Origin of the sequence: Actomonas aquatica, assembly GCF_019679435.2 — a bacterium.
Lineage (GTDB): Bacteria > Verrucomicrobiota > Verrucomicrobiia > Opitutales > Opitutaceae > Actomonas > Actomonas aquatica.
Map to the genome: position 1 here is coordinate 1,547,882 of NZ_CP139781.1, position 16,868 is coordinate 1,564,749.

At 63.2% G+C, this 16,868-nt stretch carries 18 protein-coding genes; 10 read left to right on the forward strand and 8 right to left on the reverse strand.

The features are described from left to right. Window positions 1-108: 108 nt before the first annotated feature. Genes K1X11_RS05915 through serA form a run of 4 tightly spaced genes read right to left on the reverse strand, consistent with a single transcriptional unit; the run spans window position 109 to window position 4,939 of the window. On the reverse strand, window positions 109-1,326 hold the full coding sequence (locus K1X11_RS05915) for an aspartate kinase (protein WP_221030813.1): 1,218 nt from the start codon (window positions 1,324-1,326) through the stop codon (window positions 109-111). A 20-nt stretch (window positions 1,327-1,346) separates the two neighbouring features. Beyond that, window positions 1,347-2,654, reverse strand: a complete 1,308-nt coding sequence (locus K1X11_RS05920; RefSeq protein ID WP_221030814.1) for a homoserine dehydrogenase — start codon at window positions 2,652-2,654, stop codon at window positions 1,347-1,349. Window positions 2,655-2,676: 22 nt separating this feature from the next. Continuing rightward, complete coding sequence (plsY, locus tag K1X11_RS05925; protein WP_221030815.1) at window positions 2,677-3,306, reverse strand: glycerol-3-phosphate 1-O-acyltransferase PlsY; 630 nt, start codon at window positions 3,304-3,306, stop codon at window positions 2,677-2,679. A 43-nt stretch (window positions 3,307-3,349) separates the two neighbouring features. Further along, window positions 3,350-4,939, reverse strand: coding sequence for a phosphoglycerate dehydrogenase (gene serA, locus K1X11_RS05930; RefSeq protein ID WP_221030816.1), 1,590 nt, complete (start codon window positions 4,937-4,939; stop codon window positions 3,350-3,352). Window positions 4,940-5,081: 142 nt separating this feature from the next. Between serA and K1X11_RS05935 the strand changes: the two genes are divergently transcribed. The 7 genes from K1X11_RS05935 (at window position 5,082) to K1X11_RS05965 (ending at window position 10,612) form a co-directional block, all read left to right on the forward strand. Beyond that, window positions 5,082-5,705: an HD domain-containing protein gene (locus tag K1X11_RS05935; protein WP_221030817.1), complete on the forward strand. Its 624-nt coding sequence runs from the start codon at window positions 5,082-5,084 to the stop codon at window positions 5,703-5,705. Between the two features lie 69 nt (window positions 5,706-5,774). Continuing rightward, a complete protein-coding gene (locus K1X11_RS05940; protein WP_221030818.1) occupies window positions 5,775-6,698 on the forward strand; it encodes an AraC family transcriptional regulator in 924 nt (307 codons plus the stop codon). Window positions 6,699-6,710: 12 nt separating this feature from the next. Then, window positions 6,711-7,316: a GyrI-like domain-containing protein gene (locus tag K1X11_RS05945; protein WP_221030819.1), complete on the forward strand. Its 606-nt coding sequence runs from the start codon at window positions 6,711-6,713 to the stop codon at window positions 7,314-7,316. A 44-nt stretch (window positions 7,317-7,360) separates the two neighbouring features. Beyond that, the gene (locus K1X11_RS05950; RefSeq protein ID WP_221030820.1) at window positions 7,361-7,849 is read left to right on the forward strand and encodes a methylated-DNA--[protein]-cysteine S-methyltransferase; all 489 of its coding nucleotides are present in this window, start codon (window positions 7,361-7,363) and stop codon (window positions 7,847-7,849) included. A 77-nt stretch (window positions 7,850-7,926) separates the two neighbouring features. Continuing rightward, the gene (gene tdh, locus K1X11_RS05955) at window positions 7,927-8,973 is read left to right on the forward strand and encodes an L-threonine 3-dehydrogenase (RefSeq protein ID WP_221030821.1); all 1,047 of its coding nucleotides are present in this window, start codon (window positions 7,927-7,929) and stop codon (window positions 8,971-8,973) included. A 14-nt stretch (window positions 8,974-8,987) separates the two neighbouring features. Beyond that, a complete protein-coding gene (locus K1X11_RS05960) occupies window positions 8,988-10,178 on the forward strand; it encodes a glycine C-acetyltransferase (protein ID WP_221030822.1) in 1,191 nt (396 codons plus the stop codon). 5 nt (window positions 10,179-10,183) lie between these two features. Continuing rightward, on the forward strand, window positions 10,184-10,612 hold the full coding sequence (locus tag K1X11_RS05965; RefSeq protein WP_221030823.1) for a cytidine deaminase: 429 nt from the start codon (window positions 10,184-10,186) through the stop codon (window positions 10,610-10,612). 12 nt (window positions 10,613-10,624) lie between these two features. Here K1X11_RS05965 and K1X11_RS05970 read toward each other — a convergent pair whose 3' ends face one another. From K1X11_RS05970 to K1X11_RS05980, 3 genes are all read right to left on the reverse strand, one after another. After that, window positions 10,625-11,035 carry an ACT domain-containing protein gene (locus tag K1X11_RS05970; protein ID WP_221030824.1) on the reverse strand — a complete coding sequence of 137 codons (411 nt, stop codon included), beginning with the start codon at window positions 11,033-11,035 and terminating at the stop codon, window positions 10,625-10,627. A 2-nt stretch (window positions 11,036-11,037) separates the two neighbouring features. Next, the gene (gene hisS, locus K1X11_RS05975; RefSeq protein WP_221030825.1) at window positions 11,038-12,354 is read right to left on the reverse strand and encodes a histidine--tRNA ligase; all 1,317 of its coding nucleotides are present in this window, start codon (window positions 12,352-12,354) and stop codon (window positions 11,038-11,040) included. A gap of 234 nt (window positions 12,355-12,588) precedes the next feature. Beyond that, complete coding sequence (locus tag K1X11_RS05980) at window positions 12,589-12,909, reverse strand: HU family DNA-binding protein (RefSeq protein ID WP_221030826.1); 321 nt, start codon at window positions 12,907-12,909, stop codon at window positions 12,589-12,591. A gap of 198 nt (window positions 12,910-13,107) precedes the next feature. Here K1X11_RS05980 and K1X11_RS05985 point away from each other — a divergent pair, with 198 nt between their 5' ends. Together K1X11_RS05985 and K1X11_RS05990 are read left to right on the forward strand one after the other, a co-directional pair. Beyond that, window positions 13,108-14,622 (forward strand): AAA family ATPase, encoded by a 1,515-nt coding sequence (locus tag K1X11_RS05985; RefSeq protein ID WP_324726120.1) that lies wholly within the window; start codon window positions 13,108-13,110, stop codon window positions 14,620-14,622. Window positions 14,623-14,741: 119 nt separating this feature from the next. Continuing rightward, a complete protein-coding gene (locus tag K1X11_RS05990) occupies window positions 14,742-15,449 on the forward strand; it encodes a class I SAM-dependent methyltransferase (protein ID WP_221030828.1) in 708 nt (235 codons plus the stop codon). 15 nt (window positions 15,450-15,464) lie between these two features. On the opposite strand, the gene erpA is transcribed toward K1X11_RS05990, so the two are convergent. Then, entirely contained in the window at window positions 15,465-15,782 is a 318-nt protein-coding gene (gene erpA / locus K1X11_RS05995; protein WP_221030829.1) for an iron-sulfur cluster insertion protein ErpA, read from the reverse strand. 119 nt (window positions 15,783-15,901) lie between these two features. Between erpA and K1X11_RS06000 the strand changes: the two genes are divergently transcribed. Further along, window positions 15,902-16,864 carry a serine/threonine protein kinase gene (locus tag K1X11_RS06000; RefSeq protein WP_221030830.1) on the forward strand — a complete coding sequence of 321 codons (963 nt, stop codon included), beginning with the start codon at window positions 15,902-15,904 and terminating at the stop codon, window positions 16,862-16,864. The last annotated feature ends 4 nt before the right edge of the window (window positions 16,865-16,868 follow it).

Here is a 16,868-nt window from a genome sequence, read left to right on the forward strand (position 1 = left end):
GTCTTTAAACCGTTCTCGGGGCCGAGTGTGTCGGGCGTAAAACCCGACCCACCGGGCGCGGAATTTTGACTTGGAAGGTGCGTCGGGCCTTACGCCCAACATCCGATCCTACTCGGCGTCGAGGCCGAAGATGGTGTGCACGATACGGGCGGCTTCGTCGGCGCGATCGAGCTCGATCACCACCGAGATCTTGATCTCGGAGGTCGTGATGAGGTCGATGTTGATCGACGCATCGGCCAGACCCTTGAACAGGTCGGCAGCGACGCCGGAGTGCGTCTTCATGCCCACGCCCACGACGGAAAGTTTCGCGATGGCTTCGTGCACCGCCACGTGACCGCCGCCGATTTCGTCGAGCACCGGCTCGAGCGACTTCTGGGCTTTGAGGGTGTCGCCCTGCGGCACGGTGAAGGTGAGATTCGCGATGCCGTTGCGACCGACGTTCTGCACGATCATGTCCACGACGATGTTCGCATCGGCCAGGGCGCGGAACACTTTCGCGGCGGAACCGGGCTTATCGAGAATGTTGCTCACGATAATCTTGGCCTGGTCCTTATCGACCGCGACGCCGCGGACGACGACTTTTTCCATGTGGGGGACTTCTGCTTTCACTACGGTTCCTCGGTTGAAGTTAAAGGATGAGCGGACTTCGAACAAAACGCCGTGCTTTTCGGCGAACTCGACAGAGCGGGGTTGCATGACCTTCGAACCGGACGAGGCCAGCTCGAGCATTTCGTCATAGGAAATTTCGTTGATCTTCTGAGCCTTGCCCACGATGCGCGGGTCGGCGGTGTAGACGCCATCGACGTCGGTGAAGATCTCGCACTTGTCGGCCTTCACGGCCGACGCGAGGGCGATCGCACTGAGGTCGGAACCACCGCGACCGAGCGTGGTGATGTGGCCTTCCTCATTGATGCCCTGGAAACCGGCCACGATGACGACCTTGCCGGCTTCGAGCTGCTTTTCCACGGCCGAGGCGTCGATGGTGACGATGCGGGCCTTGGTGTGGGCGCGGTCGGTCTGGATGCCGGCCATGGCGCCCGTGAAGGACACGGCGTCGACGCCTTGATCGTGCAGTGCCATCGCGGTGAGTGCGATGGTCTCCTGCTCGCCCACGGCCAGCAGCATATCCATCTCGCGCTCACTCGGGTCTTTGCACACCGCGCGAGCGCGGGAGAGCAACTCGTTGGTAATGCCGGCCCGGGCAGACACCACCACCACGACCTGGTTACCCTGGGCGGCGGTGAGTTTGACGCGTTCGGCGACTTTCTTGATTCGTTCGACGTCACCTACGGAGGTGCCGCCAAATTTTTGCACGATTCGTGACATGGATGGAGGGGGAAAAGGAATCAGTCGTCGAAGCTGGCGATGCGCAACAGCAGGGGCTCGCCCAGCACGCAGGCGAGACGGGACAGGTGTTTCACGGTCGCGCGAATCGCTTTTTCGTTACTGCGGTGGGTCGTCAGGATGAGCGAGGCGGCGTCCTTCTTGTCGGCCGGGCGTTGCTGCAGGCTGGCGATGCTCACCTTGTATTTGGCGGTGACGCTGGAAATCTTCGCGAGCACGCCGGGCGTATCACTCACGTCCATACGCAGGTAATATTCGCCTTCGATCCGTTCCGGCAGGCAGAGCGGGCACTGGTGCTCGACCGGCTCCGGCAACGGCGCGTTGCCGCGCAGCAGGAGGGCGATGGCATCGACGATGTCGGAAATGACCGCGCTGGCGGTGGCGTCCTGGCCCGCGCCGCGACCGATGTAAACCGTCTCGCCGACCACGTCACCGGCAACGGAGATGCCGTTGTAGACCTCGTTGACGTTGGCCAGCACCTTGGTGCGCGGCAGCAGGGTCGGAGCCACGCTCACGGCGAGTTCGTCGGAATCGAGGTCGCGTGTGATGACCGCGAGCAGCTTGATCGCGTAGCCGCTTTCCTCCGCAAACTGGATGTCGGCTTGGCTCAGCTTGGTGATGCCCTCCACCACCATCGACTTGGTCGGCACCCAGGTGCCGTGGGCGAGGTAGGCGAGAATCGAAGCCTTGTGCGCGGTGTCCCAGCCTTCGACGTCAAGCGACTCGTCGGCCTCGGCGTAACCGAGGGCCTTGGCCTCTTTGAGGATGACCGGGTAGGACAGCCCCTCGCGCTCCATGCGCGTGATGATGTAATTGCAGGTGCCGTTGAGGATACCGTAGATGCGGCCGAAACGATTGGCCACGAGACCCTCGCGCAGGGCTTTGATGATCGGAATACCACCCGCCACCGACGCTTCGAAGAAGTAATGCCCGCCGTTCTCGCGTGCCGCCGCGAAGATCTCCGGACCACATTCGCAGACGAGCGCTTTGTTGGCCGAAATGACGGTCTTGCCCAGCTTGAGCGCCGCCAGCGTGACCTCCTTCGCCACAGTGGTGCCGCCAATCAACTCACAGACGATCTGAATGGACGGATCGGTTGCGACCGCCATCGGATCGTCCGACATGCGGGACTTGCTGACCCGCACGCTACGCTTCTTGGCGAGGTTGCGCACCGAGGCTCGTTTCAGGACGAGTTTGGCCCCGAGGCGGGATTCAAATTTGGCACGGGAACGGGTGATGTGTTTCCACACCCCCTGCCCTACGGTGCCGAGGCCGCAGATGCCGATATTAACGACAGGGAGATCGCTCATGAGTAGGAAGGAAGGGAACCGACTACTTACGGTCCCAACGATGCTCGGTGCCAGCCATGAGACGGCTGATATTCGCGTGATGCCGCACGATGACGAGCAAACCGAGCAGGGTCGCCATCACGTTGAGGGTCATGCCAAACGACAGGAACCACGGCGTAATCGCTATGATTGCGGCGGCCACAATGGACGCCAAAGAAACAAACCGGCTCGCAAAGAAGGTGACCACCCACGCCACCGCGGCAACGAGGCACGGCAGGGGCATGAGCATCAACAAACCACCGGCAGCCGTCGCCACCCCCTTGCCGCCGCGAAAGCCGAGGAAGCAGGAGAAGGAGTGCCCGAGAACCGCTCCGACCACGCCGGCCACGCCACCGAGATCATAAAGGAAGGTGCCCGAACGAGCGGAATCGCCGAGCACGATCGGAAACACGATCAACGGCGTGATGGTCGCGAAGATCCCCTTGCAGACATCCAGCGCAAACACGACGTTGCCGGGGCCTTTGCCCAGCACGCGTTTTACGTTGGTGGCGCCGGGATTTTTGCTGCCGACCTCGAGGATGTTAACGCCCTTGCGCTTCGCCACCCAGTAACCAAACGGCAACGATCCCAACACGTAGGCAAAGGCAACGGTGAGGAGGATCGGGGTGATCATGGGTGGAGGAGCGGGCGCGGCAGCGGGGCTAAGTCGAACGAGGTTACAACTGCACGAACTTGGCCAGCTTGATCTTCGGGTGCGCCTTGAGTTCGGTGCGGGCTTCGTCGCCCGGCTCGCTGTCGACGCGCACCACCATGTAGGCGGTCTCGCCCTGCACGAGTCGGCTGAGCGACATGTCGGCGATGTTGACCCCGGTGCGACCGAGCAAGGTGCCGACCTCGCCGACCATACCGGGCTGGTCGAGATTCTCGAGGACGAGCAGCTTGCCTTCTGCCGCCACCTCGACCTCGCGGCCGTTGATGCCGACGATGCGGGGCTGCTGAGCCTTGCCGATCAGGGTGCCCAGCACGGAGTGAGACTTGCCTTCGCCGTCGATGGCGGCGACCGAGATGAGCTCGGTGTAGTCCACGTCGGAGTTCGACTTGGTCACCTCCACCTCCACGCCGAGGCGCTTGAGCAGGTAGGGAGCGTTAACCTCGTTGACCTCATCGCCGGAGATGCGGCGGAGGTAACCGCGCTGGATCGAGCGGGTGACGGCGTTGGCGTCGAGGTCGATGATCTTGCCCCAGTAGGTGATCCGCAGGCTGCTGATCTGATTCGGGGAAATCTGTTGCACGAGCGTGCCGAGCTTGGAGCCGAGATCGAGATACGGGCCGAGCACCTTGATGGCGGCGCTGTCGATTGAGGGCATGTTCACCGCGTTGCGGATGATGCCCTTGCTCAGCACGTCGCTGATCTGTTCGGCGATTTCCACACCGACGGCGGCCTGGGCTTCGACGGTCGAGGCACCGAGGTGCGGGGTGAGATTCACATTGGACAAGGAACGCAGCTCGCTGTCGTTCGCGAGAGGCTCCTCTTCAAACACGTCGAGACCGGCGCCGGCAACCTGACCGGACTTGAGGGCCTCGATGAGCGCGGACTCCTTGATGATGCCGCCGCGAGCACAGTTGTAGAGGCGCACGCCCGACTTGCACTTCGCGAGGGCCGCCTCGTCGATCATGTATTTGGTGTCGTCGGTGAGCGGCATGTGCACCGTGATGAAATCCGATTTCTCGAGCAATTCGTCGAGGGTGACGGCCTCCACCTGCATGGCCTTGGCGCGGCTCGGGGCGAGGTAGGGATCGTAGGCGACAACTTGCATGCCGAAGGCCTGCGCGCGCTTGGCGACTTCGCCACCGATGCGGCCCATGCCGATGATGCCGAGGGTCTTGCGGAACAGCTCGACGCCGGCGAAGACCTTGCGGTCCCAGCGACCGGCCTTCATCGAAGCCGCGGCCTGCGGCACCGGGCGGGCACCACTGAGGATGTGGGCGAAGGTCAATTCGGCGGTCGCGATGGTATTGCCCGAGGGCGTGTTCATCACGACGACACCACGTTCGGTGGCCGCCTCGACATCGACGTTGTCCACACCCACACCGGCACGACCGACGACCTTCAGTTCCGGGGCGGCCTCGAGGACCTCCCGCGTCACCTTGGTCTCGGAGCGCACCGCAATGGCGTGCACGTCTTTGACGAGCTCGAGCACTTGCTCGGGGGAGGAGCCATAGGCCTCCACGACTTCGAAGCCCGGCTGCTCACGCAGATAGGCTACTCCTTTGGCTGAGATCTTGTCGGCTACGAGGATTTTCATGGAGACAGTCGCGGTGGATCGAAGGGGCCGCCATGAAAACCGGCAAGGAAAAGCTGCACCCCGCCTAGCGGCCTTTTTGCAATCCGATGGCGCCCATCAGACTCGCATTGCGCGCCCTCCGCTCGTTCGACCAAGCTGGGCCATGGAACCCTCGTCCGCTTCGCTCGACCGCCTCGGTCGCCAGATCGCCTTCATCGTGGAGGTCGACAAACTCAAAGAGATCTTCCGCCAGACGCTGGTGATCAACAGCCGTCGGCAGGAAAACGACGCCGAGCACTCCTGGCACCTATGCCTCGTGGTCATCACCCTCGCGGAATACGCCAACGACCCCGACCTCGATGTGTTGCGCGTGCTCAAGATGCTCATCTTGCACGACATCGTCGAAATCGATGCCGGCGACACCTTCGCCTACGACACTGTCGGCATGAGCGACCAACACGAGCGCGAAGCTCGCGCCGCCGATCGTCTCTTCGGTCTGTTGCCCGATGACCAAGCCGCCGACTTCCGCGCGCTGTGGGACGAGTTTGAGGAGCGCGCCACGGCCGAAGCCAAGTTCGCCGCCGCCTGCGATCGCTTCCAACCGATGCTGCTCAACCTCAACACCGAGGGCGCTTCCTGGCGCAAACACGGTATCACCAAACCCCAGGTCGTCGCGCGCAACCAACACGTCGCCGAGGGGTCTCAAGCCATGTGGGAGCGCATCTCCGCGCTGCTCGATGAAGCGGTCGCCAACGGTCTCCTACCTGCCCAAGCACCGGCCAAATGAGCCCGCACTTGCGCAAGCACGATCAAGCGCCCGCCGCCCTGCTCTGTTAATCTTTAGCCGCACTCAATCATGCGGCCTGTTACCCTCAACGACTACAAACGACGCTTGCTGCGCGTCATCGAGCACATCCACGAAAACCTGGATGAACCGCTCCCGCTGGCGACCCTCGCCGGCATCGCGCACCTCTCGCCGTTTCACTTTCATCGCGTCTTCACCGGCATGCTCGGTGAGACCGTGCAAGGACTGGTCCGCCGCCTGCGTCTCGAACGCGCCGCCTGGCAACTGCGCCAGCCCGCTCGTCCCGGCATCCTCGATGTCGCCCTCGATGCCGGCTATGACTCCCACGAGGCCTTCTCCCGTGCGTTCGGGCGGGCCTTCACGGTGAGTCCCAGCCGCTTTCGCGGCGACCGGGCCCGGCCGCCGCGTCTGCGCGCGCATTCCGGAGTGCATTATGACCCCGCCGGCACCCCGGTCGGGTTTCGCTCCCGCCCCGTGCGGCCCTTTGCCATGAAAGTCACCATCAAACACCTCCCCTCCGTCCTCGTGGCCTGTGTGCGCCACGTGGGTCCCTACGAAAACTGCGGCATCGCCTGGGAAAAGATCTGCACCCTGCTCGGCGCCGAAGGTTACATCGGGCCCGGCAGTCAACTGATCGGGATCAGCTACGATGACCCGGAAAACACGCCCCCAGCTGAGATCCGCTACGATGCCGCCATCAGCGTGCCCGACGATTTTGTCGCACCGGCAGGCGTCACCCTTCGCCGCATCGCCGGCGGCGACTACGCCGTCCTCACCCACCAAGGGCCCTACAACCAGGTGAGCCGCGCCTACCGTCATCTCATGGGGGAATGGCTGCCGCGCTCGGGTCGTGAGCTGGCCGACGAACCCTGCTTCGAAAGCTACCTCAACGACCCGGACAACACCCCGCCCGCCGAGCTACTGACCGACGTCTATCTGCCGCTCGCTCCCCTGCCCGCCTCCGCTCACGCCTGACCACCCTGCCCCATGCCTGCGACCGACAAAATCGACCTCTTTAAGTCATTAAAAACTGAATACGCCTCCCCGCGCCAACCGCGCCTGATCAACACCTCGCCGGGACGTTACCTGAGCCTCACCGGCAGCGCGGTCCCGGGGAGCGAAGCCTACGGCGCTCACGTGGCCGACCTCTATGCCGTGGCTTACACGATGAAATTTCGCGCCAAGCTCCACGGCGGACTCGATTACGCCGTCGGCAAACTCGAATGCATCTGGCTGAGCCTGCCCGACGCGCGCGACGCGACCACGGGCTGGCGCTGGCAACTGCTCATGCGTGTGCCCGACGCCATCGGCGAGGACGACCTTGCCACCACCATCGATGCGCTGATCGACAAAAAAAAGCCGGAGTCCGTGCGCGATGTGCAACTCGTCGCGCTGCACGAAGGCCGTTGCGTCCAGATGCTGCACGTCGGTCCCTACGATCGTGAACCGGAGACCTTTGCCCTCATGGCCGAGTTTGCCGCCGCCGAGGGCTTGAGCACCGCTGGCGGTCACCACGAGATCTACCTCTCCGACCCACGCCGCGTGGAGCCGGATCGCCTGAAAACCATCCTGCGCCTGCCGGTCACCAGCTGAGGCCACGCTCGACATCTTCACGCTCCGGGCCACCGTCTGTCGTCGTGCCTCACCTGCGCTTCGACACCGTGCTCGGCCCCTGCGTGATATACTGGGAAAGCGACCAGCTCACCGGCTTTGCGCTGCTGCCCGATGACCCAAGCGACGAAGCCACCGCACCACCACCCGAGTGGATCGTCCGCATCGCGAGTCGCGTGCGCGCCCACCTAGCCGGCGCCCCGGAGGATTTCAGCGCGTTGCCCTACGCATGGCACACCGTCAGCGATTTCCAGCGACAGGTTTACGAAGCCGCCCTCCGCGTGAAGTCCGGCCACACCGCCACCTACGGAGACCTCGCCCACGCCATCGGCCAGGGTCCCGCCGCCGCCCGCGCGGTCGGCACCGCCCTCGGCCAAAACCCGTGGCCGCTGCTGGTGCCCTGTCACCGTTTCGTCGGGGCCGGCGGCAAGATGACCGGTTTCTCCGCGCCCGGCGGCGTGCAAACCAAACTCCGGCTGCTTGCCATCGAGGGGAACCAATTGTTCGCCGATTAGCCTCCCCTCGGCGCCCCCCGAATCTTTCATTCGCATTCAGATTGTTTCTGCCGGGGCGGGACTTCCATGCTGCGCCCATGTCTGAACGCACCATGCGGGCCATTGCCAAAACCTCCGCCGGCCCCGGCCTCGAAATGATCGAAGCGCCGGTGCCCCAGCCCGGCCTCAACGACGTGCTCATCCGCGTCAAACGCACCTCCATCTGCGGCACCGATGCCCACATCTACAACTGGGACACCTGGGCGCAGGAGACGATCAAACCGCCCCTGATCATCGGCCACGAATTCGTCGGCGAGGTGGTCGAGGTGGGCTCCAACGTGCAGGGTTTTGTTCCCGGCGATCTGGTCGACGGCGAGGGCCACATCGTCTGCGGTCGTTGCCGCAACTGCCTCGCGGGCCGCCGCCATCTTTGCCAAGCCACCAAGGGCGTGGGCGTAAATCGCAATGGCGCCTTCGCCGACTATTTGTGCATCCCCGCCACCAACGCCGTGTTGGTCGACCCGAGCATTCCGCTCGATGTGCTCTCCTGCTTCGACCCGCTGGGCAACGCCACCCACACCGCCCTGCAATGGGACCTCGTTGGCGAGGACGTGCTCATCACCGGCGCCGGTCCGATCGGCTGCATGGCCACCGCCATCGCCCGCAAATCCGGCGCGCGCAACATCGTCGTGACCGACGTCAACGACGACCGCCTCGCCCTCGCCCTGCGCATGGGCGCGACCGCCACCGTCAACGTGGCCCGCGAAACCGTCGCCGATGCCCAAAAACAACTCCGCATGAAGGAGGGCTTCGACATCGGTCTCGAAATGTCCGGCAACCCCGCCGCCTTGCGCGACATGATCGACAACATGACCCACGGTGGCCGCATCGCCCTGCTCGGCATCATGCCCGGTGCCGCCGCCATCGATTGGAACAAGGTCGTGTTCAACATGCTCACCCTGCGCGGCATCTACGGCCGTGAGATGTATGAGACGTGGTATAAGATGACGGCGCTCATTCAGAGCGGTTTGGACATCTCCCCCGTCATCACCCACCGCCTGCCCTGCACCGATTTCGAGGAGGGCTTCGAGCTCATGCGCTCTGGCCGCTCCGGCAAGATCGTGCTCGACTGGGAAAACAACTGAACCGCGTCCGCGCCATGACTCCCGCTTTTCAAGACCATCTGTCCTCCACCCTCGCCGACATCGAGTCGTCCGGTCTGTTCAAAACCGAACGCCTCATCGCCACGCCGCAAAGCGCCCGCATCGCCCTGCACGACGGCCGCGAGGTCCTCAATTTCTGCGCCAACAACTACCTCGGCCTCGGCAACCATCCCGAGATCGTCGCCGCCGCCCACGCTGCCCTCGATCGCTGGGGTTACGGCATGGCTTCCGTGCGTTTCATCTGCGGCACGCAGGAGATTCATCGCGAACTCGAGAACGCTCTCAGCCGCTTCCTCAGCATGGACGATACGATTCTGTATTCGTCCTGCTTCGACGCCAACGGCGGCGTGTTCGAAACCCTGCTCGGCCCCGAGGACGCCGTAATCAGCGACGCGCTCAATCACGCCTCCATCATCGACGGCATCCGCCTCTGCAAAGCCAAACGCTTCCGCTATCGCAACCGCGACCTCGACGACCTGAAGGCGCAGCTCGAAGCCGCCGATGCAGCCGGTGCCCGCTTCAAACTCATCGTCACCGACGGCGTGTTTTCGATGGATGGCTACATCGCGCCGTTGCGGGAAATCTGCGACCTCGCCGATCAGTTCGACGCACTCGTCATGGTCGACGACAGTCACTCCGTCGGATTCATGGGCGCTCGCGGTCGCGGCACGCCCGAGCACTGCGGCGTGAGTGACCGTATCGACATCATCACCGGCACGCTCGGCAAAGCCCTCGGTGGCGCCAGCGGCGGCTACGTGAGCGCCCGTCGCGACATCATCGGGCTGCTCCGCCAACGCTCCCGCCCTTACCTGTTTTCCAACACGCTCGCGCCTGTGATCACCAACGCATCACTCAAGGCCCTCGAACTCCTCGAAGCCTCCACGGAGCTGCGCGACACCCTCGAAACCAACACCGCCTATTTCCGCGCCGAACTCGAAAAACTCGGCCTCGAAATCAAAGCCGGCACCCACCCGATCGTCCCGGTCATGTTGGGCGATGCCGCCCTTTCGCAACGCGTGTCCGCCCGCCTGCTCGAGCTTGGCATCTACGCCATCGGCTTCTTTTATCCGGTCGTGCCCGCCGGTGAAGCGCGCATCCGCACCCAAGTCAGCGCCGCCCATACGCGCGCCGATCTGGATGCTGCGATCGCCGCCTTTGCCACGGTGAAGACCGAATTTAAGCTCTGACTCCCATGCCACGTTCCGCCGCCTCGCGCCCGCTCAGCCAAGCCAAACTCAAAACGCTCGAGCGCGCCGCCAAGGCCGCCGCCGATCACTCCTACTCGCCCTACTCCGAGTTTCGGGTCGGCGCCGCCATCCTCACCGCGAGCGGCGAAACTTTCAGCGGCTGCAACGTCGAGAACGCGTCCTACGGCCTGTGCAACTGCGCCGAGCGCACCGCCATCTTCACCGCCGCCGCTGCCGGCCACCGGCAGATCCGTTGTGTGGTGGTTTACACCCCCACCACCAAAGCCACCGCGCCCTGTGGGGCTTGTCGCCAGGTGATCTACGAGTTTGGACCCACTGCTCGCGTGGTGAGCGTGTGCGACAGTAAGGACCGTTTGGATACAGACATCAACGCCCTGCTCCCGGGCGCATTCGGTCCGGCGGACCTCGCCTGAACGCTCGCGAGGTCAGCCGTCGGTCTCGTCGTCGACCGTCACGCGCTGATGACCGGCGAGCGCCAGCGCTTGCTCGGCCTTCGCCAAGGCATCCTGCCGCACCAACACATAGTCGGTGTCAAAGGTCGCCATTGAGAGAATCGGAATGCCGGCCTTCGCCAGCGGACTCACAAACCGCACGAGGATGCCCACGGCGTCGAAGGCGAACGGCCCCACGACCTTCAACACCCGCCACCCCCGCTCCATGCGAATACCGGCCGGCACATTTTCGGCGGCGCACACGATGGAGAGTTCGTCCTGCGTGCGCGTGATGTTGCTATACCCCGGTGCCCGTGCCCAGTCCGGCTCGGGCTCACTGGGATCGAGGCGACAAACGGCAAAGTCGCCCGGCAATACGCGGTATCGCAGGGAATCGGTCGGCATACTTAATCGTCTCCGCTCAGGAAGTCGCGCACCGCCAGCGCAATCTGTTCGCGAGGCACCTCCACTTCTTCACGTTTGGCGAGATCGCGCAGCTTGACCACCCCGCGGGCGAGTTCGTCACCGCCATAAATGATCGCGAGGCGTGCGCCCGACTCGGTCGCAGCTTTGAACTGCTTGCCGAAGCCGAGGTCGCGCAACGGATAGTCGACGCGGAAGCCGCCGGCGCGCAACGCGTTGATATCGGCAAACGCCGCGAGGCGTTCGTCGGCACCGCCGATCACGGCGTAAACATCGGGCTTCGAAACGAGGTCCGGCAGCAAACCACGTTGCTCGAGCAGGAGCTCCATCGTCATGTCGCCGATGGCAAAACCGACCGCCGGCAGATCCGGTCCGCCGAGCTTGCCCACCAGGTTGTCATAGCGACCGCCACCGGCCAGCGCCCGCAGGTCGCCCTTGCGATCGAAGGCCTCGAACACGAAGCCCGTGTAGTAAGCGAGCCCGCGCACCACACCGAGGTCGACGCTCACAAACTCGCCCAGCCCCATCGCTTCGAGCGCGCCCAGCACCTTGCGCCAGTCGCCCAGCCGCGCGGTGAGGTTTTCGCCGCCCAGTTCGCCCACCACGCTTTCGAGGTCGGCCAAGGATTTGATCGCGAGAAAGGCTTCGATCTTTTCGCGGCGCTCCGGCGCGAGTTCGCCGTGCGCATCGGTGTAAATCTTGAAGGCCTCGCCGCCCAGTCGCTCGTATTTGTCGATCGCCTGCAGCATGCCCTTGGCCTGCGTCTCGTCGAAGCCCAGCGCCTCGAGGAAGTAGAACCAGAGATTACGATCGCTCAGCCGCACAAAAAAGTCGGCAGCCTCCAGCCCGAGTCCGCGCAGGCATTGCACGAGCAGCGAGATCAACTCGATCTCCGCCTCCGGACCGGCCTCGCCAAAAATGTCGGCGTTGAACTGCGCGAAGCAGCGACCGCGCCCCTTCTGCATGCGCTCGTAACGGAAAAAGTCGGCGATGCTGAACCACTTGATCGGGCGCTTGAGGGCGTTGGCTTTGGCGCCGACCAGACGGCACACCGTCGGCGTCATCTCCGGCCGCATCGCGACCTCGCGTCCGCCCTTGTCGGTGAAGCTGAAGAGCTGGGCTTCGATCTCGTCGCCCGACTTGGCCTTGTAGAGATCCAGCGGCTCCAGCACCGGCGCATCATACTCTTGAAAACCGTAGACATGCGCGGCCTGGCGCCAGCAACGGAACAGATGATTCCGACGCGCCAACGCTTCGGGATAGAACTCACGAAAACCGGGCAAAGACTGAAAAGTAGCCATGGGAATCGGAGAACTTGTCCCGGCAGCGGCGCTCGCGCCAACCGAAAAATCGGTCTCGGAAAACTCCGCTCGAGGTCGGACTCCCCCCCGGTGGCTACGAGCGTGAGCGAGTGGTTTGGAGAGGTCGCACCTCCACTCGCTCACGCTCGTAGCCACCGCCCCCCCTCTCCCGCTGGCCACAAAAAAAGCCGGACCCGCGGGTCCGGCTGAGAAAGAGACGAGTGAGCGGCGACCTCAGTTGATGGTGCCGATGTCGAGCTTCTTGAGCTTCTGCTTGAGAATCTTGCCCGACTTGAACTTCACCACCGCGCGTTCCGGGATGACCACCTCGGCCGCCGGCTTGTTCGGGTTGCGGCCGATGCGGGACTTGCGGCGCTGCACTTCCAGCACACCGAAATTCCGCAGCTCCACGTTGCGCCCTTCCGCCAGCGCACTCATGATGATATCGAGAGTCATCTGGACCGTCGCGACCACTTCCTTCTGAGGGAAATTGGTCTTCTCGTAAATCTGCAGCACAATTTCGCGCTTCGTGAGGTTCGGGAGATTCGAGGGCATGAAGGGTGTTCCTTTCGACAAAAAGTTCGTTTAGTGACCGCAGATCGTTTTCAGAAGTCCTAAAAGGTCAATCGATTAGGACGGATTTACCTAGCAAAAATGAGTGAAAAACCTCCACAAGATCCTTTTGAACAACTCCCTAAGCAACTCAGGGACCTATTTAAGAGCTCTCCATTCGGAGGGTCATTTCAATCAGGAGTGACCCCGCCTGCGTCGGGAAGTTCCTCCCCTGCACCGGATTCTGAGAAAGATCCGCACGCCGAAGTCATCGAGCGCATCCGCAATTTTAACCTGCGCCCGCGGGAGATCCGCGACCACCTGGACCGGTTCGTGATCCAGCAGAATGAGGCCAAGAAGGTCCTCTCCGTCGCCATCTGCGACCACTACAACCACGTGCGCCGCTGCCTCGAGGACCCCACCCTCACCGAGCGCGACTACGCCAAGCAGAACATCCTCCTCCTCGGCCCGACCGGCGTCGGCAAGACCTACCTCATGCGCTGCATCGCCCGTATGATCGGCGTGCCGTTCGTCCGGGCCGACGCCACCAAATTCTCCGAAACCGGCTACGTCGGTGGAGACGTCGAAGACCTCGTCCGTGACCTCGTGAAGGCCGCCGATGGCGACGTCGACCTCGCCCAATACGGCATCGTCTACATCGATGAAATCGACAAGATCGCCCAAAGTTCCGGCCCGGCCGGCAGCGGCGGCGGTCGCGACGTGTCGGGTCGCGGCGTGCAGATCAATCTGCTCAAACTGATGGAGGAAACCGACGTTTCCCTCACCAGCCAGAACGACATCGCCTCCCAGATGCAGGCCATGATGGAGATGCAGCGCGGCGGCAAACCGCGCAAAAAGACCATCAATACGCGCCACATCCTCTTCATCGTCAGCGGCGCTTTCGACAAACTCTCCGACCGCATCAAGAAGCGCCTGCAGAGCGCCTCCATCGGTTTTGCCGCCAACCACGGAGATGCCGACAAACCCGACAGCGATTACCTGCGCCACGCCCAGTCCCGCGACATCATCGACTACGGCATGGAGCCGGAGTTTGTCGGTCGCCTACCCGTGCGGGTCGCCTGCCAATCGCTCGAGCCCAAGGACCTCGAAAAGATCCTGCTCACCAGCGAAGGCAGCATCCTGCAGCAATACCGGGCCGACTTCGCCGGCTACAAAATCGATTTCGACATCACGCCCGAGGCCGTCACCGAAGTCGCCAGCCGCGCGCACCGCGAAGGCACCGGCGCCCGCGGACTCATGACCGTGCTCGAGCAGACCTTCCGCAACTTCAAGTTCGAGCTCCCCTCAACCGGTATCCGCTCCTTCAAGATCGAAGCCAACACGGTCGCCGAGCCCGAAAAGACCCTGCGCGCCCTGCTGGAGTCCAACGCCGAAAACCAACGCGACGTGCTGCGCGCCGAAGTGCAGACCTTCGCCGATCGTTTTCATCAGGCTCACGGCTTCACCCTCAACTTCCAGGAAGACGCCATCAGCGCGCTCATCGAGCAAAGCCTGGAGACCGACAAAACCATCCGCGCGCTCTGCGAGGAACGTTTTCACAACTTCCATCACGGCCTCACCCTGCTCTCCCGCGACGGCACCACGCCGAGTTTCGACATCACGGCCGACGTCGTGCGCGATCCGGAGAAAGCCCTCTCCAAATGGGTGGTGGAACGCTTCCGCGACAACGAAACCGACGCTCCCGCGGCGTCTTAACGCTTCCCAATCCGGAACGTCGGGCGTAAAGCCCGAGGTTCCGCTGGACGTCCCAGCCTAGTTCGTGTGCGTCGGGCTTTACGCCCGACATCTCTCCTGCTGCTCTCGCTCACCATACCATGCCCGATCCCAACGCCGTTAATTCCATGTTTGGCCGCATCGCCGGCCGCTATGACGTGGCCAACCGCTTGCTCAGCGGGGGCGTGGACATCTGGTGGCGCAAGCGCCTCATCCGCGCCGTGGCCGCCCACCAACCGGCCGACGTGCTCGATCTCGCCACCGGCAGCGGCGACGTCGCCTTCGCCCTCGCCGATGGCCTGGCTGACGGCACGCCCATCACCGGCATGGACTTCTGCCGCCCGATGCTCGACGAGGCCGAGATCAAACAACGCGACCGCGGTGGCTATGAGCAGATCACTTTCCGCGAGGGCGACGGTCTGAACCTGCCGGTCGAAGACGCCAGCTACGACGCCGCGACCATTTCCTTCGGGCTGCGCAACATGGCCGACCGGCATCGCTGCCTCAGCGAATTGCACCGCATCCTGCGCCCCGGCGGCCGCCTCTGGGTGTTGGAATTTTCGCAGCCCTACCGCTGGTTCCGCCCGATCTACTACGCTTACCTGAAGTATCTGCTGCCCATCATCGCCGGCATCGTGACTGGCGACAAAGGCGCCTACGACTACCTCTGCGGTTCGATCGAAACTTATCCCGGTCACGAAGGCATCGCTGCCGAGATGGAGCGTGCCGGGTTCGACGCCGTGGAGTGCCATCGCCTCACCCTCGGTATCGTCGCCCTGCACGGCGGCTGGAAAAAGCCCAGCGCCTGAGCGCCGCGTTGCGAATCAGCTGAACGACTTGCCGCAACCGCAGGTGCTCTGCGCGTTGGGGTTCTGGATCTCAAAGCCCTTGCCCTGCAGTCCGTCGTCAAAATCGATGTTGGAGCCGTCCAGGTAAGCGTGGCTCGCCGGATCGACTAAAAACTGCACCCCGGCCGATTCGAGCTGCTCGTCGTCGGCTTTCGGCGCGTCAAAGGACATGCCATATTGAAAACCGGAGCATCCGCCGGTTTCCACAAACACGCGCAGCAGCTGGCCTTCGGTGGCCGACTCTTGGTGCATGGCTTGGATCTGGCGGGCAGCGCGCTCGGTCAAAGTGATCATGCCGACAACCTGCGGTCTCCCCCTCGCCTGTCAAATCCCGGACTCGTGGAAGCAAGTTCCATGCTAGATGAATTTTTCGTTACTTGCCACGCCGCCCGGGCCTGCTTTGCTGGCCGAACGTGAACGCCCTAAAGAATCTTCTCACCGAGGTCCACTTCGAGATCGTGCGCAAGATCGCCGACGGTGGCATGGGTATCGTTTACGAAGCAGCGCAACTCGGCGCCGGCCAGTTCCGCAAGCGCGTCGCCCTGAAACTCATCCGCGAAGAGTATTCCGCGATCTCCGAGTTTCAGAAGAATTTCATCGGTGAGGCCCGTCTCGTCGCCGACTTGATCCACACCAACATTGTCCAGACCTACCATCTGGGCGAGGTGCACGGCCAATACTTCATGGTCATGGAATTGGTGAACGGGCTCAGCTTGGAGCAGGTCCTCGAGCGTCATCGCGAGCTCGGCCGCCCCATCCCGGTTGATCTGGCGGTGTTTATCATTTCCCGCATCGCCCGCGGTCTCGCCTACGCCCATCAAAAGACCGACGAGCGCGGCCGTCCTCTCGGCATCGTGCACCGCGACATCGGCCCGAAGAACGTGCTGCTGGCTTGGGAAGGCGACGTGAAGCTCACCGACTTCGGCATCGCGAAAGCCCTCGACCTCATGTATAACGAGGAAGGCAAGGTCATCGCGGGCAAAGACGAATACCTTTCCCCCGAGCAGGCCAGCTATGCCGTGACCGATGCCCGGGCCGACCTCTTCCCTCTCGGAATTGTGCTCACCGAGCTTCTGCTCGGCCGCAACATCTTCCGAGCTCCCGACCGTCTCGATTCGCGCCGCAACATCCTCACCATGCCGATTCCCCGGTTTGGCGATCTGCGCCCCGATATCGACGAACGCCTCGAGGCCATCATTCAGAAGGCACTCCGTCGCGACCGCGACCAACGCTATCAGTCCGCGTGGGAAATGCTCACCGAACTGGAAATGTATCTCTATTCGGACCGCTACGGCCCCACGAACGAAAAGCTCGGTGTGTATCTGCGTGAACTCACCGGCTATTCCGCCCCGGGTGTCGTGTTACCCCCGTCCTGATCAC

What these genes read in the sequence shown, in the direction of transcription:
- tdh (WP_221030821.1), top strand. Translation starts at nt 7,927, where the DNA reads ATGTCTGAACGCACCATGCGGGCCATTGCCAAAACCTCCGCCGGCCCC.
- K1X11_RS05980 (WP_221030826.1), bottom strand. Translation starts at nt 12,909, where the DNA reads ATGCCCTCGAATCTCCCGAACCTCACGAAGCGCGAAATTGTGCTGCAG.
- K1X11_RS05945 (WP_221030819.1), top strand. Translation starts at nt 6,711, where the DNA reads ATGCCTGCGACCGACAAAATCGACCTCTTTAAGTCATTAAAAACTGAA.
- erpA (WP_221030829.1), bottom strand. Translation starts at nt 15,782, where the DNA reads ATGATCACTTTGACCGAGCGCGCTGCCCGCCAGATCCAAGCCATGCAC.
- K1X11_RS05970 (WP_221030824.1), bottom strand. Translation starts at nt 11,035, where the DNA reads ATGCCGACCGATTCCCTGCGATACCGCGTATTGCCGGGCGACTTTGCC.
- plsY (WP_221030815.1), bottom strand. Translation starts at nt 3,306, where the DNA reads ATGATCACCCCGATCCTCCTCACCGTTGCCTTTGCCTACGTGTTGGGA.
- K1X11_RS05990 (WP_221030828.1), top strand. Translation starts at nt 14,742, where the DNA reads ATGCCCGATCCCAACGCCGTTAATTCCATGTTTGGCCGCATCGCCGGC.
- K1X11_RS05920 (WP_221030814.1), bottom strand. Translation starts at nt 2,654, where the DNA reads ATGAGCGATCTCCCTGTCGTTAATATCGGCATCTGCGGCCTCGGCACC.
- K1X11_RS05915 (WP_221030813.1), bottom strand. Translation starts at nt 1,326, where the DNA reads ATGTCACGAATCGTGCAAAAATTTGGCGGCACCTCCGTAGGTGACGTC.
- hisS (WP_221030825.1), bottom strand. Translation starts at nt 12,354, where the DNA reads ATGGCTACTTTTCAGTCTTTGCCCGGTTTTCGTGAGTTCTATCCCGAA.
- serA (WP_221030816.1), bottom strand. Translation starts at nt 4,939, where the DNA reads ATGAAAATCCTCGTAGCCGACAAGATCTCAGCCAAAGGAGTAGCCTAT.
- K1X11_RS05960 (WP_221030822.1), top strand. Translation starts at nt 8,988, where the DNA reads ATGACTCCCGCTTTTCAAGACCATCTGTCCTCCACCCTCGCCGACATC.
- K1X11_RS05940 (WP_221030818.1), top strand. Translation starts at nt 5,775, where the DNA reads ATGCGGCCTGTTACCCTCAACGACTACAAACGACGCTTGCTGCGCGTC.
- K1X11_RS05935 (WP_221030817.1), top strand. Translation starts at nt 5,082, where the DNA reads ATGGAACCCTCGTCCGCTTCGCTCGACCGCCTCGGTCGCCAGATCGCC.
- K1X11_RS05965 (WP_221030823.1), top strand. Translation starts at nt 10,184, where the DNA reads ATGCCACGTTCCGCCGCCTCGCGCCCGCTCAGCCAAGCCAAACTCAAA.